The organism is Duganella sp. Root1480D1 (assembly GCF_001427305.1).
In the GTDB taxonomy this organism is placed as follows: domain Bacteria; phylum Pseudomonadota; class Gammaproteobacteria; order Burkholderiales; family Burkholderiaceae_D; genus Rugamonas.
This window is the reverse complement of sequence record NZ_LMFZ01000013.1, coordinates 67,664-91,837: the sequence shown is the minus strand read 5'-3', so window position 1 is coordinate 91,837 and position 24,174 is coordinate 67,664. Positions and strand designations below refer to the sequence as shown.

The following is a 24,174-nucleotide window of genomic DNA, read 5'->3' as shown; positions in this document are numbered from 1 at the left end:
ATGGTTCCTCGAGCAACTGGACCCGGCGGCCGGAGCCGCCTACCGCTACTGGATCGGCCTGCGCCTGCATGGCCAGCTCGATACGGCGGCCTTGCAGGCCACGCTGGACCGCATCGTGGCGCGCCACGAAAACCTGCGCACCTGCTTCGTCAGCGAGGATGGCGAAGTACGCCAGCAGATCGCGCCGGCAGATTGCGGCTTCGAGCTGGCCGAGACCGACCTGAGCGCCTTGCGCGGGCATGAGCGCGAAGCGGCCGTGGCGCGCCACGGCGCCGACGCCGCCCAGCAAGGCTTCGACCTGGCCGCCGGCCCGCTGATCCGCGGCCGCCTGCTGCGCCTGGGCGGGGACGAGTACGTCCTGATCATCACCAAGCACCACATCATTTCCGACGGCTGGTCGACCGGTGTGCTGATCCGCGAAGTGTGCACGCTGTACACGGCGTTCAGCAGCGGCGCACCCGACCCGCTGCCGCCGCTGGCGGTGCAATACGCCGACTATGCCGCCTGGCAGCGCGGCTGGCTGCAGGGCGAGGCGTTGCAGCAGCAACTGGCSTAYTGGTGCGGGCACCTGGCCGGCGCGCCGGCGCTGCTGGAACTGCCGACCGACCGCCCGCGTCCGGCGCAGCAAAGCTATGCCGGCGCCGTGCACACGGTTCATTTGGACAGCACGCTGAGCGCGCAGTTGCGCGAGCTGAGCCAGCGCCATGGCGCCACGTTGTTCATGACCATGCTGGCAGCCTGGGCCAGCCTGCTGGCGCGCCTGAGCGGGCAGGACGAGGTGGTGATCGGCACGCCGGTGGCGAACCGCCAGCGCGCCGAAGTCGAGCCGCTGATCGGCTTCTTCGTCAACACCTTAGCCATGCGCGTCCAGCTGGACGGCGCACCGAGCGTGGCGCAGTTGCTGGAGCGNCGCGCCGAAGTCGAGCCGCTGATCGGCTTCTTCGTCAACACCTTAGCCATGCGCGTCCAGCTGGACGGCGCACCGAGCGTGGCGCAGTTGCTGGAGCGSGTCAAGCAAGTGGCGCTGGGCGCCTACGCCCACCAGGACCTGCCGTTCGAGCAAGTGGTAGAGGCGCTCAAGCCGGTGCGYAGCCTGGCCCATAGCCCGGTATTCCAGGTCATGCTGACCATGAACGTGGCACCGCCCAAGCAGGAACTGGGCTTGTCGGACCTGGACCTGAGCATCATCCACCAGGAACGCCATACGACCCAGTTCGACTTGTCTCTGGCAATCACCGAGAGCGGCCAATCCATTACGTGCAATCTCGATTACGCCAGCGACCTGTTCGACGCTGCCAGCATCGAGCGGCTGGCGGGCCAGTTACAGGCCGTGCTGGCGGCCATGGTGGCCGACGATGCGCAGCCGGTGGCTGCCTTGCCGCTGCTCGACGAAGCGGGGCGCAAGCAAGTGCTGGTCGACTTCAATGCCAATGCCGCCGACTTGCCGCAGGACGTGCTGGTGCACCAGCTGTTCGAAGCGCGCGTGCTGGCCCAGCCCGATGCGGCGGCGCTGCGTTTTGGCGATGAGCTGCTCAGCTACGACGAATTGAACCGGCTCGCCAACCGCGTCGCKCAYCGCCTGCTGGCGCTYGGGGTCAAGCCCGACACGCGGGTGGCGATCTGCATGGAGCGCGGCATCGAGATGGTGGTCGGCCTGCTGGCCATCCTGAAGGCCGGCGGTGCYTATGTAAGGCCGGCGGTGCCTATGTGCCGCTCGATCCAGCCTATCCGGTCGAACGCCTGGCGCATATGTTCGCCGACAGCGCCCCGGCGGCGCTGCTGACGCAAGCCTGGCTGCAGGACGGCTTGCCGCCAGTCGAGGTGCCGGTGCTTGCGCTCGACGCGCAGGCCACGGCCTGCGCCGGCGAAGCCGAAGACAATCCCGATGCGGGYGCCCTCGGCCTTGGCCCGCAGCACCTGGCCTATGTGATCTACACCTCTGGCTCGACCGGCCTGCCCAAGGGSGCGATGAACGAACACCGCGCCGTGGTCAACCGCCTGTGCTGGGGCTGGCGCGAATACGGCATCGGCAGCAGCGACTGCATGATGCAGAAGACGCCATTCGGCTTCGACGTCTCGGTCTGGGAATTCTTCCTGCCGCTGGCGGCGGGCGCGCAACTGGTGCTGGCCCGTCCGGGCGGGCACCAGGATGCGGGCTACCTGGCCGGTTTGGTGCAGGAGGCCGGCATCACGGCCATGCACTTCGTGCCATCGATGCTGCAACTGTTCCTCGAGCATGCCGACCTAGGATGCGGGCTACCTGGCCGGTTTGGTGCAGGAGGCCGGCATCACGGCCATGCACTTCGTGCCATCGATGCTGCAACTGTTCCTCGAGCATGCCGACCTGTCCGGCTGCGGCACGCTGCGCCAGGTGTTCTGCAGCGGCGAGGCCTTGCCCTACGCGCTGCAGCAGCAATTCCTGGCGCGCCTGCCGGCGGTGGCCCTGCATNTGGTGCAGGAGGCCGGCATCACGGCCATGCACTTCGTGCCATCGATGCTGCAACTGTTCCTCGAGCATGCCGACCTCTCGTGCTGCGGCACGCTGCGCCAGGTGTTCTGCAGCGGCGAGGCCTTGCCCTACGCGCTGCAGCAGCAATTCCTGGCGCGCCTGCCGGCGGTGGCCCTGCATAACCTGTACGGCCCGACCGAGACGGCAATCGAAGTGACGGCCTGGCGCTGCACGGCGCGAGGCCCGGCGGGCAAGGTGCCGATCGGTTATCCGATCGCCAACGTGCAGATGTATGTGCTCGACAGCGGCATGGCCCCGGTACCGGTGGGCGTGGCGGGCGAGCTGTACATCGGCGGCGTGGCGGTGGGGCGCGGTTACCTGAACCGTCCGGAACTGACGGCCGAGCGCTTCATGGACAACCCGTTTGCGCCGGGCCGGCTGTACCGTACCGGCGATCTGGCACGCTGGCTGCCCGATGGGGCCATCGAGTACCTGGGCCGCAACGACTTCCAGGTGAAGATCCGCGGCCTGCGCATCGAACTGGGCGAGATCGAGGCGCAGCTGCAGGACTGCGCCGGGGTGCGCGAGGCGGTGGTGGTGGCGNCGCAGCAGTTCGGTCGTGCCGCAGCATCCTCGCGCAGATACATCGAGTACCTGGGCCGCAAYGACTTCCAGGTGAAGATCCGCGGCCTGCGCATCGAACTGGGCGAGATCGAGGCGCAGCTGCAGGACTGCGCCGGGGTGCGCGAGGCGGTGGTGGTGGCGCGCGGCGACGCGGCCGGCGGGCAACGCCTGGTGGCCTACCTGACGGCGCAGGCCGAAGCGCCAGCCGAATTGCTGGAACCGGCGACCTTGCGCCAGGCGCTGGCGCGCCGGCTGGCCGATTACATGATCCCGAGYGCCTTCRTGCTGCTGGAGGCKCTGCCGCTGTCGGCCAACGGCAAGCTCGATNACTGGGCGAGATCGAGGCGCAGCTGCAGGACTGCGCCGGGGTGCGCGAGGCGGTGGTGGTGGCGCGCGGCGACGCGGCCGGCGGGCAACGCCTGGTGGCTTACCTGACGGCGCAGGCCGAAGCGGCCGCCGAATTGCTGGAACCGGCGACCTTGCGCCAGGCGCTGGCGCGCCGGCTAGCCGATTACATGATCCCGAGCGCCTTCGTGCTGCTGGAGGCGCTGCCGCTGTCGGCCAACGGCAAGCTCGATCGCAAGGCCCTGCCGGCGCCGGACGAGGCGGCATTGGCGGCGCGGCCTTATGAAGCACCGCAGGGCGAGGCGGAGCAGGTGCTGGCGCAGGTCTGGCAAGAGCTGCTGGGCGTGGAACGGGTCGGACGCCACGACCACTTCTTCGAACTGGGCGGGCATTCGCTGCTGGCGGTGCAGATGATTGCGATGGCTGCGCAACGCATGGCGGTCGAGGTACCGGTGCGCGAAGTATTCGTTGCGCCCGTCATGGCCGACTTTGCCATGCGCCTGGCCGGAGCACGGGTGGAGCAGGGGCCGTCCGTGCTGGTGCCGATTCGCGCCCAAGGCGACGCCGCGCCGCTGTTCTTCATTCATCCCGGCGAGGGTGAGGTGGGATATGCGCGCGTCCTGGCAGATCACCTGGACCCGGCAATACCAGTCTATGGCCTGGCCGCCTGCGGTTTCGAGCGCGGCGAGGTGCCCAAGGCCACCGTCGAAGAGATGGCGGCCGATTACCTGGCGGCGATCCGGAGCGTGCAGCCGCATGGCCCTTATCGCCTTGTCGGCTGGTCGGCGGGCGGCACCATTGCCTATGAAATTGCGACCCGGCTTAGCGGCAGCGACGAGCAGGTCGCTTTCCTCGGCCTGATCGACACCTGCTGCGATTACCGCGCCGGCGGCGCCATGTTGAAGACGGACGAAGCTTCAGTGATCGGCGAAATGCTGCCGCCGGCTTTGCCGCCGGAACTGCAGCGGCAGCTGGAGGCGGCGTGGCGGGACGGCGATGCCGATACCATGCTGGCGCTGTGTCTCGCGCACCGGGTATTGCCGGAAGAACTGCAACCGGACTTGCTGCGCCGCCACCTGGCGGTACGCGTTGCGATCCGCAAGGCCGTGCTCGGCTACGCCCCGCAGGCCCTGCCGTTCAAGCCGGTGCTGTTCCATGCCAGCGAGGAACGGCGCGCCGACGTATCGCTGGGCTGGCGCGCCCTGCTCGGGGAGCTGGAGCTGCATGCGGTGCCCGGCCACCATTATTCGATGACTGCGGAGCCGCACGCCGCAGCGCTGGCGGCAGCGTTGTCCCAGGCCATGCAAGCGGCCGCGCCGCGGCTGGCGGCGCGCGACGACGCGGCCTATGCGCCGAAGATCAATATCCAGCGCGGCCGGGCCGGGGTGGCGCCGCTGTTCTGCGTGCCTGGCGCCGGGGCATCGATTACGGCGTTTGCCCAGCTTGCGCAGGACCTGGATCCGGACTTGCCGGTGTACGGTTTGCAGCCGCGCGGCCTGTGCGGCGAAATGACGCCGTATGCGGACGTGGAAAGTGCGGCACGCGCCTACCTGCACACCATCCGCCAGGTGGCGCCGCACGGCCCCTACCATCTGCTGGGGCACTCGTTTGGCGGCTGGGTGGCGTTCGAAATGGCGCGCCAACTCGAGTTGGCCGGGGAGCGGGTCGCTACGCTGGTCGCGCTGGACACGCAGGTGCCAGCCGCACAAGGCGCCCCGCTGCGCTTCCATGCCCGCGAACAGATGCTGGAGCAACTGGTCGGCCTGTTCGACCTGAACCTGGAACGCCCGCTGGGGCTGGCGGCGGCCGACTTCGCGCCGCTGGCGCCGGAGGCGCAGCTCGAACTGCTGAAAAGCCGCCTGGTCGGCGCGGGCGTGCTGCCGGCGCGCATGGGCTTGAACGTGCTACGCGGGATCGTGCAGGTGTTCGCCGCCAACCTGAACACCACGTACCGGCCGGCGCCCTACGGCGGCACGCTGCATCTGGCGCTGGCGCCCGATCCTGGCTGCAGCGACAGCGACAACAGTGCCGAGATGGCGCGCCTGGCAGATGGCTGGCGTCGCTTCGCGGCTGCAGTCGAGCCATGGGTCGCGCCTGGCAACCACGTGACCTTGCTGCGCGAGCCGCATGCGGCGCAGGTGGCGGCGTGGCTGGGTCGGCGACTGGCGGCCGCGCCAGCCTGCCTGGCTGCGGACGGAATCAAATAGGCCCGGTGCGGTAGCCGGGAACCGATGACTTACTCAACAAGGAAGCAGTCCCGATGAAGACAACCATTGCGCCGGAACTGATGGCGCTGCTGAAGGACCTGAACGTCGCCAAGTTTCCGCATCTGCACGGCAGTGCGCAAGACCACTTGCTCGGCGTGTACGAAATCCTGGCCAACTGGGGCAACACGGAGGAAGTCTGCCGTGGGGGCTTGTTCCACAATATCTATGGCACGGAAGTCTTCAAGCCGCAGGCGGTCAGCCTGACGCAGCGCCAGGCGATCGCCCAGGTCATCGGCGCCCGCGCCGAAGAGCTGGCCTTCCTGTTCTGCGTGACGCGGCGTGTCGGCTTCTTCGACGACCATGTCGACCCGCAGCGTGCGACGCTGTGGGACGAGGTGCACAAGTGCAAGATCGTGGTCGACGCCGCCACCATTGCCGTCCTGATGGAAATCGAGATCGCCAACGGCATCGAGCAGTTTTCACCCGACTTGCAGCTGGCGGCGGCAGATGCCCGGCAACTGCTGCTGATGTCCGAATGGATGTGCAAGCAATCGGCCGGCCGCGTCAGCGCCGCCGCGCATGAGGACCTGTCGGCCGTGATCGACTATATGCGCGGGGCGCTGGCCGCATGAGGGCTGCCGCCGCCGACCATATCCCTACCTCGTTCCCGGGACTCCTATGCAACTGATTGCTTACCTGTCGCGCAAGTCATGGCAGTCGCTGACGTTCGCTACCGTCGCCGGCCTGGCCAGCGGGCTGAGTGGCGCCGCCCTGGCCGCCCTGATCGGCGATGCCGTGGCCGGCCACGCCCGGGAACACGCCGCCGCCTGGTTTTTTGGCCTGTGCCTGCTGGTGGTTGCCGCCAAATGCGCTTCGGCGATATCCCTGATCCGCCTGGCGCAGTCGATCACCATGCAGATGCGGATCGACTTGAGCCGGCGCCTGCTGGCGACACCGTATTCGCGCCTGACGGAGATCGGCAAGCCGCAGCTGCTGGCCATCGTCACCAACGACATCATGAGTTTCACCCAGGTGTTCCAGAACCTGCCGCTGGCGTTCAGCGATGGCATCCTGATCGTCATGTGCCTGGGTTATATGGCCTGGCTGTCGTGGCAGTTGTTCGTGCTGCTGGTGGTCATCCTGCTGGGCGGCGTGGTGCTCTACCAGCTGGCCGAGCGCATCCCGCTGCGTACCATGCGCCAGATGCGCCAGCAGGTTGACGTACTGTACAAGAACTTCCGCGACCTGATCGACGGCACCAGAGAGCTGCAGCTGAACAAGCGGCGCAGCCACGCCTTCGTCGAGCGCGTCATCCAGCCGGGCGCGGGCGAATTCAACCGTCTGTACACGGCGACCATGACGGGCTTCGCACTGGTCGGGACCCTGGGGTCCACCTTGTTCTTCCTGGCCATCGGCCTGCTGCTGTTCGTGGCGCCCGGCGTGGTGCCGGCCCCGCCCGAGGTGCTGGCGCGCTTCACCCTGATCCTGCTGTATCTGATCGGGCCGATCGCCGCCTTGATGGCGCTGCTGCCCACCTTGCGCCAGGCCGGTGTCGCGATCGAGCGCATCCAGCAGCTGCAGGACAAGCTGGCCGAGGACGCCGCCGCGCCGGCATCACCGGCATCGACGGCCGGCTTCAGTTCCGGCGCGCCGCTGTTCCTGCAGATGCGCGAGGTCTGCCACCGTTATCCGGGCAGTGGCGACGATCAGCCGTTCGCCCTGGGGCCGCTCAACCTCAGCATCGGGCAGGGCGAGATCGTTTTCATCATCGGCGGCAACGGCAGCGGCAAGACCACGCTGGCGATGCTGCTGCTGGGCTTCTACGAGGCCGACAGCGGCGTCATCTCGCTCAACGGCGTGCCGGTCACGCGCGACAACCTGGTGGCATACCGCCAGCACTTCTCGGCAGTGTTTTCGGACTTCCACCTGTTCGAGCAACTGCTCGACGAGGCGCAAGGCGACCTGCAGTCGCGCGCCGCCGGCTACCTGCAGAAGCTGTCGATGGAACACAAGGTCGAGATCAGGGACGGCAAGTTCTCCACCTTGCGCTTGTCGAGCGGTCAGCGCAAGCGCCTGGCGCTGGTCTCGGCCTACCTGGAGGATAGGCCCGTGTATGTGTTTGACGAGTGGGCGGCCGACCAGGATCCGGCGTTCAAGCGCGTGTTTTATACCGAGCTGTTGCCCGACCTGCGTGCGCGCGGCAAAACCGTGATCATCATTTCGCATGACGATGCCTATTTCTCCTGCGCCGACCGGGTCATCAAGCTGGAAGACGGCAGCTTGCGCGAACTGCAGGAGCCAGCACTGGCCGTGGGCGCCAATTGAAGTCCGCGGCCTGCGGCCGTTCAGTCTTTGTTGTAGGTGTTGAAGCTTTTCATTTTATTTTGATAACAAGGGGACATTGTGGAAAATCTGATCAAGAAAGTCGTGATTCTCGGCGGCGGTACCGCCGGCTGGATGACTGCCTCGTATTTGAGCAAGACCTTCGGCGCGAACGTCGCCATCACCTTGATGGAAGCCGATACCATTCCGAAGATCGGCGTGGGCGAAGCCACAGTACCCAACCTGCAACGCGCTTTCTTCGACTTCCTGGGCATCCCCGAAAATGAATGGATGAAGGAGTGCAACGCCTCGTTCAAAGGCGCCGTCAAGTTCGTCAACTGGCGCAAGCATCCGGATGCCCATGGCCGCAACCATTTCTACCATCACTTCGGGCTGATCCCGAATTGCGACAACGTGCCGCTGTCCCAATACTGGACGCTGCGCCGCCATGCCGACCCGACGTACCATGAGGCCATGGATTACGCCTGCTATATGCAATCGTCGATCCTCGACGACAAGCTGTCGCCGCGCATGCTCGACGGCACCCGCACCATGGCTTACGCCTGGCACTTCGATGCCAACCTGGTGGCGGCTTACCTGCGCAAGCTGGCCATCGGCTGGGGCGTGCAGCATGTGGTGGACGAGCTGGAAAACGTCGAACACCATGCAGACGGCCGCATTGCCGCGCTGCTCAGCAAGCGCGGCGAGCGCCTCGAGGGCGACCTGTTCATCGATTGCTCCGGCTTCCGCGGCTTGCTGATCAATAAAGCGATGGGCGAGCCCTTCATTGATATGAAGAACCACCTGTTCTGCGACAGCGCGGTTGCCGCGCAGGTGCCGCACGACGATGCGGCGAATGGCATCGAGCCGTATACCTCGTCCATCGGCATGAAGCACGGCTGGACATGGAAAATCCCGATGCTGGGCCGCTTCGGTTCCGGTTATGTCTACGCCGGCGACTTCGTTTCGCAGGACGAAGCCACCGACGAATTCCTGAAACTCTGGAATCTCAATCCCAACGACGTCAAGCTGAACCACATTCGCTTCCGCACCGGCCGCAACCGCCGCGCCTGGGTGAAGAATTGCGTGTCGATCGGGCTGGCTTCGTGCTTCCTGGAGCCGCTGGAGTCGACCGGCATTTACTTCATCTATGCCGCGATCTACCAGCTGACCAAGCATTTCCCGGACAAGTCCTTCAACCAGACCCTGATCGACCGCTTCAACCAGGAAATCGAAACGATGTTCGACGACTGCCGCGACTTCGTCCAGGCCCACTACTTCACCACGACCCGCGACGACACCCCGTTCTGGCGCGCCAACAAGAACGATATCTACCTGTCGGATAACATCAAGCACAAACTGGCCACCTACAAGGCCGGCCTGCCGGTCAATATGCCGATCACCGACGAAGGGAATTATTACGCCAACTTCGAGGCCGAGTTCCGCAATTTCTGGACCAACAGCAGCTACTACTGCATCTTCGCGGGCATGGGCGTGATCCCCGACGCGCCGATGCCCCAGATCCGCTACAAGCCGCAGGCGATTGCCCGCGCCGACGAGATGTTCAGCGCGCTGCGCCAGCATGCGGCAGAGCTGAAAGCGAAGCTGCCGACCTGCCACGACTACCTGCGCCATTTGCACAGCAAGCCCGATGCGATGCGCAATATCTCGGAGGCGCCGGCGCCGACGCTGGCCATGGCCGCCGACGGTACGCAGGGCTAAAGCGATGCATCCCTTTACCCTGTTTGGCCTCCAGGTCGCGCTGATCGTCCTGTGTGCCCAGGTATTTGGGCTGCTGGCCGAACGCTGCGGGCAAAGCAAGGTGATCGGCGAACTGTTGGGCGGGATCGTGCTCGGTCCGTCGGTGTTTGGCCTGTTCAGTCCCGAGTACCACGGACTGTTGTTCCAGTCAGCGACGGCCAACCTGGGCATGCTGAGCGAGCTGGGGCTGGTGCTGCTGATGTTCCAGATCGGCCTCGACATGGACGGCAAGCATTTCCGGCTGCGCCTGGGCCAGGCAGCGGGCGTCGCCCTCGGCGGCATCCTGCTGCCGGCCTTGCTGGGCGTCGCCCTGGCGTTATGGAGCAAGCCTTACCTGGCGCCGCAGCAGCCGACCGCCGCCTATGTGGTGTTCCTGGCCATTGCGCTGTCGGTGACGGCGGTGCCCGTGCTGGCGCGCATCCTGCTCGACCTGGACGTGGCGCACCACGCGCTGAGCCGGATGGCCATGCTGGCGGCCGCCCTGACCGACGTGCTGGCCTGGCTGTTGCTGGCAGTCGCGGTGGTGCTGGCACGCAGCGGTTCGGCATTGCTGGAATTCCTGACGCAGCTGGGCGTCCTGGGCGGATTCACCCTGGCCTGCTATTGGCTGCTGCGTCCGCTATTGCGGGCTCTGTTGCGCTTCACAGCGCGTGGCCAGGGCCACTTTACGTCCCTGGCGGTGATGCTGGTGGCGGCTTTGCTGTGCGGCCTGACCACGTCCCAGCTGGGCTTTCACAGCGCGTTCGGCGGATTGATCGCCGGCCTGGTGCTGTCGTCCGACCGTGTGCTGGCCGAGCAGTGGAAACGGGAGGTGACCGGCTTCGTCAACCTGCTGCTGGTGCCGATCTTCTTTGCCTACGTCGGCGCACGCACCGATCTCGGCGCGGCGGCATCCTGGCAGATGCTGGCCTGGCTGGGGCTCTTCCTGGCCGCGGCCGTGCTCGGCAAATTCGGCGGCTGCTACCTGGCCGCGCGTGCCGCCGGCACTGCCCACCGCCCGGCTTGCGCCATTGGCGTGATGATGAATACGCGCGGGCTGGTGGAGTTGGTCGTGCTGACGATCGGACTGCAAACCGGAATGATTTCCCAGGAAGTCTATTCGATCCTGGTGGTGGTGGCGATTGTCACGACGCTCATGACCGTGCCCCTGCTTCGGCGCCAGATGGACGTGATCGCGGAAAGCCCTGCGGTGCACGAGCCGGAAGCGGCGCCGCCACGCGCGCTCGCGGCCGACGCCTATCCCTGAGGCCTGTTGCAGGCAAATATCGATAACAATGGAACGAAAGCATGGCAAACCAAGCCGATAAGCAAGCCCATCCTGGTCTCCTGGCGTCGCTGCTGGCACTCGCGATCCTGGTCCTGTGCGCCGTGGCCGGCATCCGCAGTGCGCAGCCGCCGGCGCTGCGCGACGCACAAGCGCCGGCGGGCGAGTTTTCCACCGCGCGCGCGCTGGAGCACCTGAAGTCGATCGCCCGGAAGCCGCATCCGGTCGGCACCGCGCAAAATGCCGAAGTCCGGGCCTACCTGCTGTCGGCGCTCAAGGACCTGGGGCTGGAGCCGCAGGTGCAAAGCAGCTGGTCACTGTCGAGCGAAATGCGCACTGCGGCCCTGGTCAATAACGTGATGGCCCGCCTGCCGGGCCGGCAACGCGGCAAGGCCCTGCTGCTGCTGGCGCACTACGACTCGGTGCCGACCGGACCGGGCGCCGGCGATAATGGCGCGTCGGTCGCCGCCATTCTTGAAACGATCAGGGTCTTGAAGAGCGGTCCGCAGCTGGCGAACGACGTGATCGTCCTGTTCAGCGACGGCGAGGAAGGCGGCCTGCTGGGCAGCCGTGCCTTCGCGCGCGAGCACGCCTGGATGAAAGAGGTCGGGCTGGTATTGAACTTCGAGTTCCGCGGCAATAGCGGGCCGGTCTGGATGTTCGAGACCAGCGCGGGCAATGGCCAGTTGATCGACGGCTTCGCGCGCGCCGCCCAACCGCTTGGCAACTCCCTGATGGGCGAGATCTACCGCCATATGCCGAACGGGACGGACCTGACGGTGTTCAAGGACGCCGGCCTGGCCGGCATGAATTTTGCGGCCGCCGAGAATCACACCAGCTACCATACCCAGCTCGACAGCGTGGAGCACCTCAACCTGCGCACTGTGCAGCAACAGGGCGACATGATGCTGGCAATGGCACGGCATTTCGCCCAGCGCGACCTGGGCCGCCTGGACGGCGCCGACCAGGTGTATTTCAACCTTGCCGGTGTCGGCCTGGTGTCCTATCCGGCAGTCCTGGCCTTGCCGCTATGGAGCGTATGCCTGGCGCTGGCGGCGTTTGCCGTGCGCGCCGGCCTGCGCCGCGGCGCCGCGCGCGGCAGGCGCACGGCAGCCGCCATGGCCGGCCATGTGCTGGTGCTGGCATTGCTCGCGCTGGGTGGCCAGTTGCTGTGGTCGGGGATCCTGATGCTGCATCCCCAGTACCAGCAGATCCTGCAAGGCGATACCTATAACAGCCACTGGTACCTGCTGGCATTTACTGCGCTTGGGGTGGCTGCCTACTGCCTGTGCATGGCCGGCTTGCGGCGCTGGTTCCGCCCGGCCGAACTGGCGCTGGGTGCGATGCTGTGCTGGGTGATCGCGCTGGGCGCGGTGGCGCTTTACCTGCCCGGCGCCAGTTTCCTGCTCACCTGGCCGCTGATCCCTGCCTTGCTGGCGCTGGCATGGCAGTTGCGCCATCCAGACGCCAGCGTGGGGCGGCGCCTGGCGGTCCTGGTGCTGGGGGCGGTTCCGGCAATATTGATCGTGGCGCCAATCGTGCACCTGGTCTTCGTGGCGCTAACGCCGGCGCTCATGGCGGCCACCTTGCTGTTCCTTGGCCTGCTGCTCGGCTTGTTGACGCCGCTACTGCTCCTGCTGATGCGCCCGTTCGCCCTGCCTGCGCTGCCGCTGGCGTTCGCGCTTGGCCTGCTGGGCTGCGGTGCTGCCACTGCCGGTTTCGATCGTGACCATCCAGCCCCCAACAGCGTGTTCTACTTCAAGGAAGGCGGGTCGGACCGGGCGTGGTGGGTATCGCCCGAGCGGACCATCGATGCCTGGACCCGGCAGGTGATGGGCGATAAACCGGCCTGGCAATCCTTGCCCGAGTTGTATGGCCCGGCACCGCGCCCGGTCTGGGTCGCCAGGGCACCCGATCTGGGACTGGCCAGTCCGGCCATCGAGGTACTCGACGACCGCGTCGACGGCCCGGCGCGGCATGTGACCGTGCGTATCAAATCGCAGCGCCAGGCAAGCAGCATGGTGGTGTCGGTGGACGGGGCGGCGGTCGATGCCGCCACGGTCGCTGGCCACGCGTATCTGGAGAAGCCGGCGCCCAAATGGTGGGTCAGCGTCTTCGGCGTCACGGAGCCGGGCCTGACCGTTGCGCTCACGGTCAAGCCGGGCGTGCCCTTCCAGCTGCGCGTCAAAGACATTAGCTATGGCTTGCCGGCGGCCGGCTTGCCGCCGGAATCCGCCAACCAGCTACGGATCGCGCAACCGTTCGGTCCCAGTGACACCCTGCAGGCAGGGCGGGTCCTGCAATTCAACTAGGCGAGAGGACAGCCCATGTCACTCTACGATTACTGCGTATCGGTCAAGCCGATCGACTTCTTCCTGGCATCGGAGGAAGTCGACGAGGCGGCAGTGGCGTCCCTGGTGCATACCATCCTGGAAAGCGGTGTCTGGAAGGCCCCGGTCCCGGTCGAAGCCAGCAGCGGGATCGTCATGGATGGCAATCACCGCGTCCGGGCGGCATTGCTGCTCGGATTGCGCTACTTGCCTTGCGTTCTGCTGAGGTATGACGACAGCCGGGTCACCGTACACGACTGGAAGGCTGGCACGGTTTTCGACGTTGAAGAGATTCGCCGCAAGGTTGGCAACCGGCAATTGCTGGCCTATAAGACCACCCGGCACAGCTTCAATCCTCCACTGCCCCGCAGCGAGATCCCGCTGGCGCTGCTGATCGGCGCCGATGCGCGGCCGCAGGAGGAACTGCTGCGCGCCTGAGCCGCTGTGGTCACCAGACGAAGGCGGTCAGAATGTCTTCCGGTGTCCAGAGTTGATAGTGCACGGTTGCCGTGGCGCCCGGCTGCCACACGTCGCCCAGCGACTCGATTACGGTGAATTCCAGCTGCCGCTGCGCGCCATCGAATCGCTTGAGGCGGATGGCTTCGAAACCGAAGTAGCGCCCCGCCACGGTGTGCACGGCTTTATAGAAGCTTTCCTTGGCGGAAAACACCAGTGTCAGTGCCGTCGGCCGGTCGAGCGCACTGCATTGGCTGGCCAGCACATCCAGTTCCGCCGCATCGAGCGCCATGGCAGCGATACTGGCCTGGGACTGCGCCGTGGCGCGCGATTCAATATCGATGCCGATGCCCCGGCGCAGGCCGGCCGGCAGTACCACCGCGGCCGCCCAATGGGCGTTATGGGTGATGCTGCCGATGACGCCGGGCGGCCAGACTGGTTCGCGCTGCGCACCGGTATCGATGTCGACCTCAGGAAGCCCGGCATGGAGCAGGGCGCTGCGCGCTGCCAGCCGGCCGTAGAAATACTCGGCCTGGCGCTTGCGGACACTGCGCCCGATATGTGGCGGCTGCGCAAGCCGCGCGGCGGCAAAGGCCTTGCCATCGAACTGGGTCGCATCGAAGCGGCAGGCGTGCAGCGTCAGCTGGTTGCCTGCGAACTGCCAGTCGAATGGCGGCGTGTTTTCATTTCTGATAAACATGCCAACATGGTAACAGACTGGGCAGTGTTCAAGCGGCCCGGCCGTCCTGTGCAGCGCTCTCCAGGGCGAAGCCTTCGTCCAGCCAGCCGGTAATCCCGCCGCTCATGATCTTCACCGGGCGGCCAAGCCTGGCCAGCCGGATTGCCGCGCGCGCCGCGCCGTTGCAGTGCGGGCCCGCACAGTAAGTGATGAACACGGTCTCGGGCGGGTACTCAGCCAGCCGGGAGCCGATGATCTTGCGGTGCGCCAGGTCCAGTGCGCCCGGCACGTGGCCGGCCGCATATTTTTCCGTTCCCCGCACGTCGAGCAGCACGAAATCTTGCTGCGCGGTGCCCATCACGCTGTGGACGTCCCAGCAATCCGTCTCAAAACGCAGCGAATCTTCAAAGTGGGCGAGGGCTTCGGCGCTTGGGGCGGCGGCGACTTCGGTGACGATGGATGGCATCTGAATTCTCCAGTGGCGGTTGAAAGTGGCTCCATTGTCGGCCGCGGGCTTCGCCTGTTGCAGTGGCGCGAATGCCAGATTGCGTTAAGATTGCGCCATGGGCGCAAAAAAACACCTGGTGGTGGCGCTGGCCTACGACGGCCTGTGCACCTTTGAATTCGGCTGTACGGTCGAACTGTTCGCCCTCGATCGCCCGGAGCTGGGCGTGGACTGGTATGACTTCGCCGTTTGCGCTGTCGAGCCGGGGCCGATCCGCGCGGCGGGCGGCATCGTGGTGCAGGCGCCTTACGATCCTTCCTTGCTGCAGCGCGCCGACACCATTGTGATCCCCGGCTGGCGCGATGCCGACGAGGAGCCGCCGCAGGCGCTGCTGGCGCAGATCCGCGCCGCCCATGCGCGTGGCGCACGTCTTTGCACCATCTGTTCCGGGGTGTTCATCCTGGCCGCAGCCGGCGTGCTGGATGGCCGGCGCGCCACCACCCACTGGCGCTATGTCGAGCGGCTGGAGCGCCGCTATCCGCGCATCCGCGTGCTGGCGGACGACCTGTACGTCGACGAGGGGCAAATCATCAGCTCGGCCGGTTCGGCGGCGGGCCTGGACATGCTGCTGCACCTGGTGCGCCGCGATTACGGCGCGCGGGTCGGCAATATGGTGGCGCAGCGGCTGGTGGTGGCGCCGCATCGCGAAGGCGGGCAGGCGCAATTCCTGCCGCGTCCCATGGCGCATGATGAACAGGGCAGGTTGTCGCGCCTGATGGACTGGCTGCGCAGCCATCCCGCCGAGCCGCATACGGTGGCCAGCATGGCCGAGCGCGCGGCCATGAGCCCGCGCACGCTGCAGCGCCAATTCCAGGATGCTACCGGCATGGGCCCGGTCGAATGGCTGGCGCGCGAGCGGGTAGCGATTGCGAAGGATTTGCTGGAAGCGCCGGATATCGCGCTGGCCCAGGTAGCCGAACGGGCGGGATTCGGCTCGGAGGAATCGCTGCGCCATCATTTCCGCCGCATTGCCTCAACCACGCCGGGCGCTTATCGTCGCGCTTTCCTTGTCACCGCCAATCGTGCGGCATAAGCTGAGAGCTCCCTTTTAACAGGAGGCTGCGATGGCTTATGTCGATGGATTCATTGTGCCGGTTCCCAGCAAGAAGATGGACGCCTACCTCGAGATGTCGCGCCAGTGCGCAAAAGTGTGGCGCGAGTACGGCGCCATCGAATACCGCGAGACCGTTGCCGACGACGTGAAAGTGGGCGTTCACACTTCCTTCCCGCAAGCGGTCAAGCTGGAAGACGGCGAAGTGGTGGTGTTCTCGTGGATTATCTATCCATCGCGGGAGGTGCGCGATTCCTGCAACGAGAGGGTGATGGCCGACCCGCGCATGAAGGACATGATGGACCCCGCCAAGATGCCGTTCGACGGCAAACGGCTGATCTATGGCGGCTTCGAAATGCTAATCGACCTGTAGGCTTGCCCGCATTGCGCCGCGCAGTGAGTTGCAGACCACGATTTCCTGCGCGGCGAGCAGCATCGCGCGCGTGACGATGCGCTCCTGCGCGCCCCAGGCTTCCAGCAGCACGGCACGCATCACGCCCGGCAGCATGCCAGTGGATAAGGGTGGCGTTATCCACATGCCGTCCATGCGGATGAAGACATTGCTGCGGCCGCCTTCCGTCAACTCGCCACGCTCATTGAAGAACAACTGGTCGAAGGCGCCTTGGGCGTCGGCGGCTTTCCACGCCGCGTCGTAGCGTTCGCGGATAGTCGATTTGTGGCGCAGGAACAGGTCGTCGCTGCTGGTGGCTGCGTCGGCCAGCAGCACGCGCACCGGTTCCTGCAATGGCGTCAAAGGACCGCTTTGCACAGCGAAGGCGCCGGCGCTGTTCATGGCCAGCCGCAGGCGGTGCGGCTGGCCGGCGGGCAGGGCCTGGCAGGCCAGCGTGAGGTAGGCGCGTGCGGCCGCTTCATCCCAGGCGAAACCGAAGTAGCGGGCCGATGCCGCGAGGCGCTGCAGGTGGCGCTCGAGGTGGCGGGCGCCTGTTTCGCGCGTGGCGTACATGGTTTCGAACAGTTCGAAATCGTTCGGCAGGCCGGTGAGGAAGCGGCCCTTCAAGCGGCATTCGGCGAATTCATCCTGCGGCTCGCTGTCGTAGACAATGCCGGCACCGACGCCCATCACGCCTTTGCGGACGCCGTTTTCGGCTGCCTGCAAGGTGAGCGTGCGAATCGGGACATTCAAGCAGAAGTCGCCGCCAGGGGCGAACCAGCCGATGGCGCCGGTGTAGATGCCGCGCGGCTCGGCTTCCAGCTCGGCGATGATTTCCATGGTGCGCTTCTTGGGCGCGCCGGTGATCGAGCCGCAGGGATAGAGCGCGTTGAAGATGTCCTGCAGCGTGGCGCCGTCGCGCAGGCGGGCCTGCACGGTCGAGGTCATCTGCAGCACGCTGCTGAAGCGCGTAACGTCGAACAGTTTCGGGACTTCGACGCTGCCGGTAGCGGCCACGCGGCCGATATCGTTGCGCAGCAAGTCGACGATCATCAGGTTTTCCGCGCGGTTTTTCGGGTCGGCCGCCAGGGCCGCGGCGCGCCGCGCGTTCTCCGTTTCGTCGGCTGCCGCGGGGGCGGTGCCTTTCATCGGGCGCGCGGTCAGCGTGCCGCCTTCCTTGCGCACGAACAGTTCCGGCGACAGCGACAGCACCGCGCGGCCGTCGTCGAAGCCGAGCAGGGCGCCGTAAGGCACCGGCTGGCGGGCGCGCAGACGTTGGTACAGCGCAAACAGCGAGCCGAAGGCGTCGAAATGCAGGCGATAAGTGTAGTTGACCTGGTAGGTATCGCCGGCGGCGATGTAGTCGCGGATGCGCTGGATGGCGTCGACAAACTGCGCCTCGCTGACGTTGGCGCGGATGCCCGCCACGCCGGCGGGAGCGGCGTCGGGGCCAGCCTGCGCGGCCAGCCAGGCGGCGACTTCCACTTGCGACAGCTCGTCGCAGCGCTCGAACAGCAGCACCTGCGCCAGCGGTGGCGCATCCGGCGCAGGCGCGCGCGGCTGCACGCCGACGATATGGTGGCCCAATTCGTAGCTGAGTACCGGCACCGCGTGCAGGCCGCGCGCGAGCGCCTGCTCCATCCCTGCCAGCACGCCGGGCCAGCCGGCGAAATCGCTGCAGGCGAGGGTGGCGTGATGGCCGGTGTAGAGGCGGGAGGTGCGGCCAGCGCCGGTGGCTGGATCGACGCTAGCGTCGTCCAGCAAAGCAAAGGTCAAGCAGTTCAATTCAGCAGCAATGCAATCTGTACGGCGGCGTCCTGCGAGGGATTCGACTTGAAGCCGCTCTTGGCGTATCGGTGCCAGCGGCCCAGCACGAAGCTGACCAGCAGCCCGGCGCGGGCAGTGACGTCAGCCTCATGGGCCTGGCCTTCGGCCGCTGCAGCACGCAGCGCCTGTTTCAGTGCCAGCTCCACGCGGTCGTAGAACTGGTTCATGCGCTGCTGCAGGCGCTCGTCTTCGTTGACCAGCGCATCGCCGATCAGCACCCGGGTCATGCCCGGATTGCTGCTGGCGAAATGCAGCAGCATGCCCAGGATGTCGCGCGCCTGGGCCAGGCCGTCCGCCTGCTTGTCGGCGATCTGGTTGATCAGGCCGAACACGGTGGACTCGATGAATTCAATCAGCCCTTCGAACATCTGGGCCTTGCTGGCGAAATGGCGGTACAGCGCCGCCTCGGATACATCCAGCTTGCGCGCCAGCGCAGCCGTGGTGATCTTTTCTCCTTTTGGATGCTCCAGCATTTCAGCCAGTGCCTGGAGGATTTGCAGCTTGCGCTGTCCGGGCTGTGTACTTGCCATAGGTATTGGACCTGTTTATTTAAATTTCTATCAGCTTTTTAACCGATTTTACTTTGACATCGAGCCACGCCGGTTTTTTGCCCGGTTTCAGCAGGTATTGCGTCACCCACACCGTGCGCATGCCCAGCGCATGCGCAGACCGCAGGTTATCCAGCGTGTCTTCGACAAGGATACACCGGCGCGGGTTCAGACCCTTCCGGCGCATCAGCCGCCGCAGCATGATGCGCGATGGCTTGGGGCGCAATTGGCGATGCACGTGCATCGATTCGATGGTGATCTGCTCGCTGAAATGGCGGCCTATGCCCATGTGCCCCACCACCTTGCGCGCGTAATCGCGCGGCGCATTGGTCAGCAGGATCTTGCGGCCTGGCAGGCGGCGCAGCAGCTGGCCCAGGCCGCGTTCAAAGCGGATCATCGATTCGATTTCCGGCAGGTCGTGCGTCTCGCGCAGGAAGTGGGCCGCATCGACGCCATGGTGGCGCACCAGTCCAAGCAGGGTGGCGCCGTAGCGCTGCCAGTAAAGGGCGCGGGTAGCGCTGATTTCCTCCGGGCTGGCCGGCGTTTCGCCATCGCCCAGCACGCGCGCCATGTATGCGTTCATCTTCTCCACCATGGCAGGGAAGATGGCATGCGATGCATTGTGCAGCGTGTTGTCCAGGTCGAATAACCAGACCGGTGCCAAAGGTTTAATATTCACGTTCTACTTGGAGAGACTAATGCGACGCACGATTATAGTGATGTTTTGCCTGCTGCTTGGATTGAGCTTCCCGGCCACGGCCGCGCCGCCGGTGCGCGGGGCGCTGTACAAGCTGGAATATGCGGGCCATACGTCCTGGTTGTTCGGCACCATCCACGTCGGCCTGCCTGATTTTTATCCGCTCGAACCACGCGTCACGCAGGCCATGGAGAGTGCCTCGGCGATCGCACTGGAAGTCGACCCCGCCGCCGACCCGGCCAAGTCGATGGCCGTGATGCGCGAATACGGCCTGTATGCGCCCGGCGCCGGCGGCGCCATGAGCGACATCCGCCCCGAATACCGCCCGCGCCTGGAAAGCATGTTGAAGAAACACGGCATCGCGCCGGAAATGGTGGCGTCGATGAAGCCCTGGCTGATCGTCATGATGATCACCATCGGCGAATACCGCGCCCTGGGCTACCGTCCGGAACTGGGCATCGACCTGCAACTGGCGCGCGCCGCGCATGGCCGCAAGCAGCGCGTGGTGGAACTGGAATCGGTCGGCGGCCAGGCCGCGCTGTTCGGCCGCCTGACGCCGCAGGAGCAGGCGCGCTTCCTGGAAGACAGCCTGGATACCTTCGAAGACAGCACGCAGGGCGTGCAGCCGCGCGACCTGGTCGACGCCTGGGCCTCCGCCGATGCGGCCAAATTCGAGGCCCTGGCGCGCGAAGTGGAAGAGGACAAGACCTTCTCCGGCAAATTCATGAAGCAGGTGTTGCTGAACGAGCGCAATCCCGTGCTGGCCGACGGCATCGTGGAAATGATGAAAAAAGAACAGCACAGCTTTGCCGCTATCGGCACTCTGCATCTGGTCGGATCGGGGAACGTTGCGGAACTGCTGCGCCAGCGAGGCGTGAAAGTAGAGCGGATCTACTAAGGAGAATGGTGCCCTTGACGTGGATTGAACACGTGGCCTCTCCCTTACCAAGGGAGTGCTCTACCACTGAGCTACAAGGGCATTCACGTTTTCGGCGGCTGTTGAAAACCGCCAAAAATTTTAGTGAGACCGGATCATAGTGCCAAAAGCCTGTTCGGTCAAGACTTCCAGCAACAGGCTGTGTTCAATTCGCCCATCGATGATGTGCACGGTGTTCACGCCCGACTTGGCGGCGTCCAGTGCGGAGGAGATTTTTGGCAGCATGCCGCCGGAAATCGTGCCGTCGGCGAACATTTCGTCGATTTCGCGTGCCGACAGGTCGGTCACCAGGTTGCCGCTCTTGTCCTGCACGCCGGCGATATTGGTCATCATGATCAGCTTTTCGGCTTTCAGGATCTCGGCGATCTTGCCGGCTACGACGTCGGCATTGATGTTGTAAGCCTGGCCATCCTTACCGAAGCCGATCGGGGAAATAATTGGAATAAAGGCATCATCCTGCAGGGCCTTGACCACGGCAGGGTTGATGGCTTCGATCTCGCCAACGAAGCCGATATCCAGGAACTGGCCTGGCTTTTCCTTGTCCGGCATGGCCATCTTGCGGGCGCGGATCAGGCCACCGTCCTTGCCGGTCAGGCCAACCGCCTGGCCGCCGTAATGGTTGATCAGCATCACGATGTCCTGCTGCACTTCGCCGCCCAGCACCCACTCCACCACTTCCATGGTTTCTTCGTCGGTAATACGCATGCCCTGCACGAAGGTTCCCTGCTTGCCGATCTTCTTCAGCGCATTGTCGATCTGCGGGCCGCCGCCGTGCACCACGACCGGGTTCATGCCCACCAGCTTCAGCAGGATCAGGTCGCGCGCGAAGCCGTGCTTCAGGCGCTCTTCGGTCATGGCATTGCCACCGTATTTGATGACGATGGTTTTGCCGTGGTAATTGCGGATGTACGGCAGCGCCTCGGCCAGGATCTGGGCCTTGACCTGGGGCGTAACGCCGCTCAGGTCAGTGGACATATCCGGGTCGCGGGGAGGCAGATTGGTCATGGCGGGGGTTCCAGAAAATAGATTTAAGGTCAATGGTGCGCATTATAGGGCCAATCGAGTTGTAATTTACGGTTTGATCCGCTAGGCTGGCCTTCTCCCTTACGCATGATTGCATTGATGATATGAGCACCTGTGAGCGTTGCGGCGCCGAGTTCCTGTGCGCGATGGCCGATGCGCCGCCAGGCCGGAAGCCGACCGGCGCACCCGGCGAGACGCCGTGCTGGTGCACTTTCCTGCCGCCGGCCATTGCGGTGCCCGGAGCCGAAGCGGTTGGATGCTGGTGTCCTGCATGCCTGCGTGCCCATATCGCCACCCTGGAAACTCCACCTGATGTTGCTTGAACCTGACCTGCTCGGCTTTATCGCTGCCTTCTGCACCACTTTCGCTTTTGTACCCCAAGTACTGCTGGTCTGGCGCCAGCGTAGTGCGGAAGGTATTTCCACCGGCATGTACCTGATCTTCAGCTTTGGCGTGCTTCTGTGGCTGCTATACGGGCTACAGACCAGGGCCTGGCCGGTGATCATCGCCAACGGCATTACCCTTGCGCTGGCCCTGTGCGTGCTAGCGATGAAACTGCACTTTTCGCGGCGCTGAAAAAGCGCATCATCTCGCGGCTGGCATCCGGCCCGCGCGGATCGGTATAGCTGCCTGCCGCGCTGCCGCCGGACCAGGCATGGCCGGCGCCGTGGATCACCCAATGCTCGCCCAGCGGCGAGCCGTCTTCCAGCCAGTGCGCCTTCAGCGTGAAGGCGTGGCCGTCGGGCACCTGGCCGGCCAGCGTGGCAGGACTGGCCTGCTCGCCCAGAGGGTGGCTGCGCAAGCCCTGCGCCAGCACTTCTTCGCCATTGGCCGGATGCACGGTGCGGTCCTGGTCGCCATGGAACACGATGACAGGCTGGCCCGCAGTCAGCGCTGCCTGCGCGCGGGCAGCGCCGCGCCGCATGGCCAGCAAGGCCGATGGCAAGTCGCGCGCTGCGGCAAAAGGCAGGCCGGAATGCACGCCGACGGCGGCAAACAGGTCCGGATACAGGGTACCTACGATGACCGCCATGGCGCCGCCCGCCGACAGTCCCGCGATATACACCTCGCTTTGCAACACGGGATAGCGCGCCATGACGTCGCGCGCCATGGCCGCGATGATGGCTGGTTCGCCCTGGCCGCGCTCCTGGTCCAGGGCACTGAACCAGTTCCAGCATCGGGTATGGTTGGCGTCCGGCGCTTGCGCCGGGTACAGCACCAGACAAGCGCGTTCCTCGGCGACCGCGTTCATTTGCGTGCCGGCGGCGAAATCGTCGGGGTCCTGCAGGCAGCCATGCAGCATCACCAGCAGCGGCATCGGCTGGCCTTCGTAACAGGACGGCACATACAGCTTGTAACTGCGGCTGCCGGCGCGGCAAAGGAAATCGCCGGCGATAAATTGCGGCTGCCCTGGATCCGGGCGGCCCGGGCGGCGGCGTGCGAGCTGGTCCAGCGCGCGGGAAAACCAATGGCGATCGAGCTTCATAGGCACCTCGGAGGCGGGTTGGTCAGGTTGTCTCCTCGCCATTCATTATTGTTCTGGTGCCCCGTCAGTATATGGCCATTCCGGGCATTTTTGCCGCACTGCGGTAAAATGTCGGCCATGAGTACTGAACTGCCGCCAGGCGCGCCGGAACTGGCCACGCCCGTGCCTTCCCCCTGCATCAGCCTGTGCAAGATGAACCAGGACACCGGTTTTTGCGAAGGTTGCCTGCGCACCATCGACGAAATCGTCGCCTGGTCGCGTGCCGACGACGCCTACAAGCGCGCCGTGTGGGCCGAGCTGCGCCGCCGCGAGCAACTGATCGACTTTGACTGACGCAATGACGCTACACCCATCCATCCACGTTTTCGAACGCGGCTGGCTCTCGTCCAATAATGTCCTGCTGTTGGGCCGACACGACGCGGCCATGATCGACAGCGGCTACGTCGCGCACCAGCAGCAGACGCTCGACCTGGTGCGGCACGCCCTGCACGGCCGCCGCCTGGACCGCCTGTACACCACACACCTGCATTCCGACCACTGTGGCGGCAATGCGGCGCTGCAGGCGCATTTCGGCTGCAACACCTATATCCCCGAGCCGGAAGCCGGGAAAGTGCGGCACTGGGACGAGGACGCGCTCAGTTTCAAGGCGACCGGCCAGCAGTGCGAACGATTTTCCATCGACGGCGTGATTACCGCCGGCGAAACGCTGACGCTGGGCGACCTGGAATGGCAGGTGCTGGGCGCACCGGGCCACCATGCCCACTCGGTGATCTTCTACTGCCCGTCGGAGAAGGTGCTGATATCGGCCGACGCGCTGTGGCAAAACGGCTTTGGCGTGATCTTCCCCGAGCTGGAAGGCGATGAAGGCTTTGCCGAAGCGGCAGCCACGCTGGACGTGATCGCCGGCCTGGATGTGAAAGCCGTCATTCCCGGCCATGGCGCCGTGTTCGAAGATGTGGAAGCCGCGCTGTCGCGCGCACGCCGCCGCCTGGACTTCCTGTCGGCAGATCCGAAGCGCAATGCGGAATATGCCGTCAAAGTCTTGCTGAAGTTCCTGCTGCTCGAGCGCCAGAGCATGCCGGTAGCCGACGTGGTGCCGCTGTTCGCCTCAATCCCTCTGATGCAAGCCATCGCCAGCCGCCACCTCGCCATGAGCACCGAGCAACTCGCCGCCTGGGCCATCAAGCAGCTGGTACGCGCCTGCAGCGCCCGCGTCGAGAACGACATCCTCCTGAACGACGGCTGACTTCGTGTCACACCATGGGGTCACAC

22 protein-coding genes, 1 tRNA gene and 4 pseudogenes are annotated in these 24,174 nt (G+C 65.4%); 19 read left to right on the top strand and 8 right to left on the bottom strand.

Going from position 1 to position 24,174, the window contains the following annotated elements; translation table 11 throughout:
• Window positions 1–16: 16 nt before the first annotated feature.
• The 12 genes and pseudogenes from ASD58_RS32775 to ASD58_RS16150 all read left to right on the top strand — a co-directional run.
• Window positions 17–909, top strand: a pseudogene (locus tag ASD58_RS32775) (condensation domain-containing protein); the annotation flags it as partial.
• Window position 910: 1 nt separating this feature from the next.
• Window positions 911–1,783: condensation domain-containing protein (locus ASD58_RS32255; protein WP_229210002.1), on the top strand; the 873-nt coding region annotated here is incomplete at its 5' end.
• A pseudogene (locus ASD58_RS32770) lies at window positions 1,750–2,449 on the top strand (AMP-binding protein); the annotation flags it as partial. The gene ASD58_RS32255 and the pseudogene ASD58_RS32770, both read left to right, overlap by 34 nt.
• A gap of 1 nt (window position 2,450) precedes the next feature.
• Window positions 2,451–3,052: pseudogene (locus ASD58_RS32245) on the top strand (AMP-binding protein); the annotation flags it as partial.
• 72 nt (window positions 3,053–3,124) lie between these two features.
• A pseudogene (locus tag ASD58_RS32240) lies at window positions 3,125–3,400 on the top strand (hypothetical protein); the annotation flags it as partial.
• A gap of 41 nt (window positions 3,401–3,441) precedes the next feature.
• Window positions 3,442–5,625, top strand: a complete 2,184-nt coding sequence (locus ASD58_RS32710; RefSeq protein WP_057262203.1) for a non-ribosomal peptide synthetase — start codon at window positions 3,442–3,444, stop codon at window positions 5,623–5,625.
• Between the two features lie 53 nt (window positions 5,626–5,678).
• A complete protein-coding gene (locus ASD58_RS16175; protein WP_057262202.1) occupies window positions 5,679–6,257 on the top strand; it encodes a DUF6817 domain-containing protein in 579 nt (192 codons plus the stop codon).
• A gap of 46 nt (window positions 6,258–6,303) precedes the next feature.
• Complete coding sequence (locus ASD58_RS16170; protein ID WP_057262201.1) at window positions 6,304–7,950, top strand: cyclic peptide export ABC transporter; 1,647 nt, start codon at window positions 6,304–6,306, stop codon at window positions 7,948–7,950.
• 78 nt (window positions 7,951–8,028) lie between these two features.
• Window positions 8,029–9,669, top strand: coding sequence for a tryptophan halogenase family protein (locus ASD58_RS16165; RefSeq protein WP_057262200.1), 1,641 nt, complete (start codon window positions 8,029–8,031; stop codon window positions 9,667–9,669).
• Between the two features lie 4 nt (window positions 9,670–9,673).
• Window positions 9,674–10,954, top strand: a complete 1,281-nt coding sequence (locus ASD58_RS16160; protein ID WP_057262199.1) for a cation:proton antiporter — start codon at window positions 9,674–9,676, stop codon at window positions 10,952–10,954.
• A 41-nt stretch (window positions 10,955–10,995) separates the two neighbouring features.
• Complete coding sequence (locus ASD58_RS16155) at window positions 10,996–13,284, top strand: M20/M25/M40 family metallo-hydrolase (RefSeq protein ID WP_057262198.1); 2,289 nt, start codon at window positions 10,996–10,998, stop codon at window positions 13,282–13,284.
• Between the two features lie 15 nt (window positions 13,285–13,299).
• Window positions 13,300–13,740, top strand: a complete 441-nt coding sequence (locus tag ASD58_RS16150; RefSeq protein WP_057262197.1) for a ParB N-terminal domain-containing protein — start codon at window positions 13,300–13,302, stop codon at window positions 13,738–13,740.
• Between the two features lie 10 nt (window positions 13,741–13,750).
• Here the strand turns inward: ASD58_RS16150 and ASD58_RS16145 are convergent, their stop codons facing one another.
• Both ASD58_RS16145 and ASD58_RS16140 read right to left on the bottom strand, forming a co-directional pair.
• Window positions 13,751–14,458: a 4'-phosphopantetheinyl transferase gene (locus ASD58_RS16145; RefSeq protein WP_057262196.1), complete on the bottom strand. Its 708-nt coding sequence runs from the start codon at window positions 14,456–14,458 to the stop codon at window positions 13,751–13,753.
• Between the two features lie 28 nt (window positions 14,459–14,486).
• Window positions 14,487–14,903: a rhodanese-like domain-containing protein gene (locus ASD58_RS16140; protein WP_057262195.1), complete on the bottom strand. Its 417-nt coding sequence runs from the start codon at window positions 14,901–14,903 to the stop codon at window positions 14,487–14,489.
• Window positions 14,904–15,000: 97 nt separating this feature from the next.
• Here ASD58_RS16140 and ftrA point away from each other — a divergent pair, with 97 nt between their 5' ends.
• Together ftrA and ASD58_RS16130 are read left to right on the top strand one after the other, a co-directional pair.
• Window positions 15,001–15,975, top strand: coding sequence for a transcriptional regulator FtrA (ftrA, locus tag ASD58_RS16135; protein WP_057262194.1), 975 nt, complete (start codon window positions 15,001–15,003; stop codon window positions 15,973–15,975).
• A gap of 31 nt (window positions 15,976–16,006) precedes the next feature.
• Window positions 16,007–16,366: a DUF1428 domain-containing protein gene (locus ASD58_RS16130; protein WP_057262193.1), complete on the top strand. Its 360-nt coding sequence runs from the start codon at window positions 16,007–16,009 to the stop codon at window positions 16,364–16,366.
• Here ASD58_RS16130 and pabB read toward each other — a convergent pair.
• Genes pabB through ASD58_RS16115 form a run of 3 tightly spaced genes read right to left on the bottom strand, consistent with a single transcriptional unit; the run spans window position 16,352 to window position 19,438 of the window.
• Window positions 16,352–18,169, bottom strand: coding sequence for an aminodeoxychorismate synthase component I (gene pabB, locus ASD58_RS16125; protein ID WP_057262192.1), 1,818 nt, complete (start codon window positions 18,167–18,169; stop codon window positions 16,352–16,354). The genes ASD58_RS16130 and pabB overlap by 15 nt on opposite strands.
• Window positions 18,166–18,741: a nucleoid occlusion factor SlmA gene (gene slmA / locus ASD58_RS16120; protein WP_057262191.1), complete on the bottom strand. Its 576-nt coding sequence runs from the start codon at window positions 18,739–18,741 to the stop codon at window positions 18,166–18,168. Before slmA ends, pabB begins: the two co-directional genes overlap by 4 nt.
• A gap of 19 nt (window positions 18,742–18,760) precedes the next feature.
• Window positions 18,761–19,438 (bottom strand): pyrimidine 5'-nucleotidase, encoded by a 678-nt coding sequence (locus ASD58_RS16115; RefSeq protein WP_057262190.1) that lies wholly within the window; start codon window positions 19,436–19,438, stop codon window positions 18,761–18,763.
• A 19-nt stretch (window positions 19,439–19,457) separates the two neighbouring features.
• Here ASD58_RS16115 and ASD58_RS16110 point away from each other — a divergent pair, with 19 nt between their 5' ends.
• Window positions 19,458–20,354, top strand: a complete 897-nt coding sequence (locus ASD58_RS16110) for a TraB/GumN family protein (protein ID WP_057262189.1) — start codon at window positions 19,458–19,460, stop codon at window positions 20,352–20,354.
• Window positions 20,355–20,360: 6 nt separating this feature from the next.
• Here ASD58_RS16110 and ASD58_RS16105 read toward each other — a convergent pair.
• Window positions 20,361–20,435: transfer RNA gene (locus ASD58_RS16105), tRNA-Thr, on the bottom strand.
• Between the two features lie 39 nt (window positions 20,436–20,474).
• Entirely contained in the window at window positions 20,475–21,368 is an 894-nt protein-coding gene (gene argB, locus ASD58_RS16100; protein ID WP_156401310.1) for an acetylglutamate kinase, read from the bottom strand.
• Between the two features lie 152 nt (window positions 21,369–21,520).
• Between argB and ASD58_RS30565 the strand changes: the two genes are divergently transcribed.
• Window positions 21,521–21,739, top strand: coding sequence for a cysteine-rich CWC family protein (locus ASD58_RS30565; protein ID WP_082565445.1), 219 nt, complete (start codon window positions 21,521–21,523; stop codon window positions 21,737–21,739).
• Window positions 21,729–21,992 (top strand): SemiSWEET transporter, encoded by a 264-nt coding sequence (locus ASD58_RS16095; RefSeq protein ID WP_057262187.1) that lies wholly within the window; start codon window positions 21,729–21,731, stop codon window positions 21,990–21,992. The genes ASD58_RS30565 and ASD58_RS16095 overlap by 11 nt, the downstream gene beginning before the upstream one ends.
• On the opposite strand, the gene ASD58_RS16090 is transcribed toward ASD58_RS16095, so the two are convergent.
• Window positions 21,934–22,902, bottom strand: coding sequence for a PHB depolymerase family esterase (locus ASD58_RS16090; RefSeq protein WP_057262186.1), 969 nt, complete (start codon window positions 22,900–22,902; stop codon window positions 21,934–21,936). The genes ASD58_RS16095 and ASD58_RS16090 overlap by 59 nt on opposite strands.
• Window positions 22,903–23,010: 108 nt before the next feature.
• Here ASD58_RS16090 and ASD58_RS16085 point away from each other — a divergent pair, with 108 nt between their 5' ends.
• Both ASD58_RS16085 and ASD58_RS16080 read left to right on the top strand, forming a co-directional pair.
• Window positions 23,011–23,235 (top strand): DUF1289 domain-containing protein, encoded by a 225-nt coding sequence (locus tag ASD58_RS16085; protein WP_055927230.1) that lies wholly within the window; start codon window positions 23,011–23,013, stop codon window positions 23,233–23,235.
• A 4-nt stretch (window positions 23,236–23,239) separates the two neighbouring features.
• Window positions 23,240–24,148 (top strand): MBL fold metallo-hydrolase, encoded by a 909-nt coding sequence (locus tag ASD58_RS16080; protein ID WP_057262185.1) that lies wholly within the window; start codon window positions 23,240–23,242, stop codon window positions 24,146–24,148.
• Window positions 24,149–24,174 lie beyond the last annotated feature (26 nt).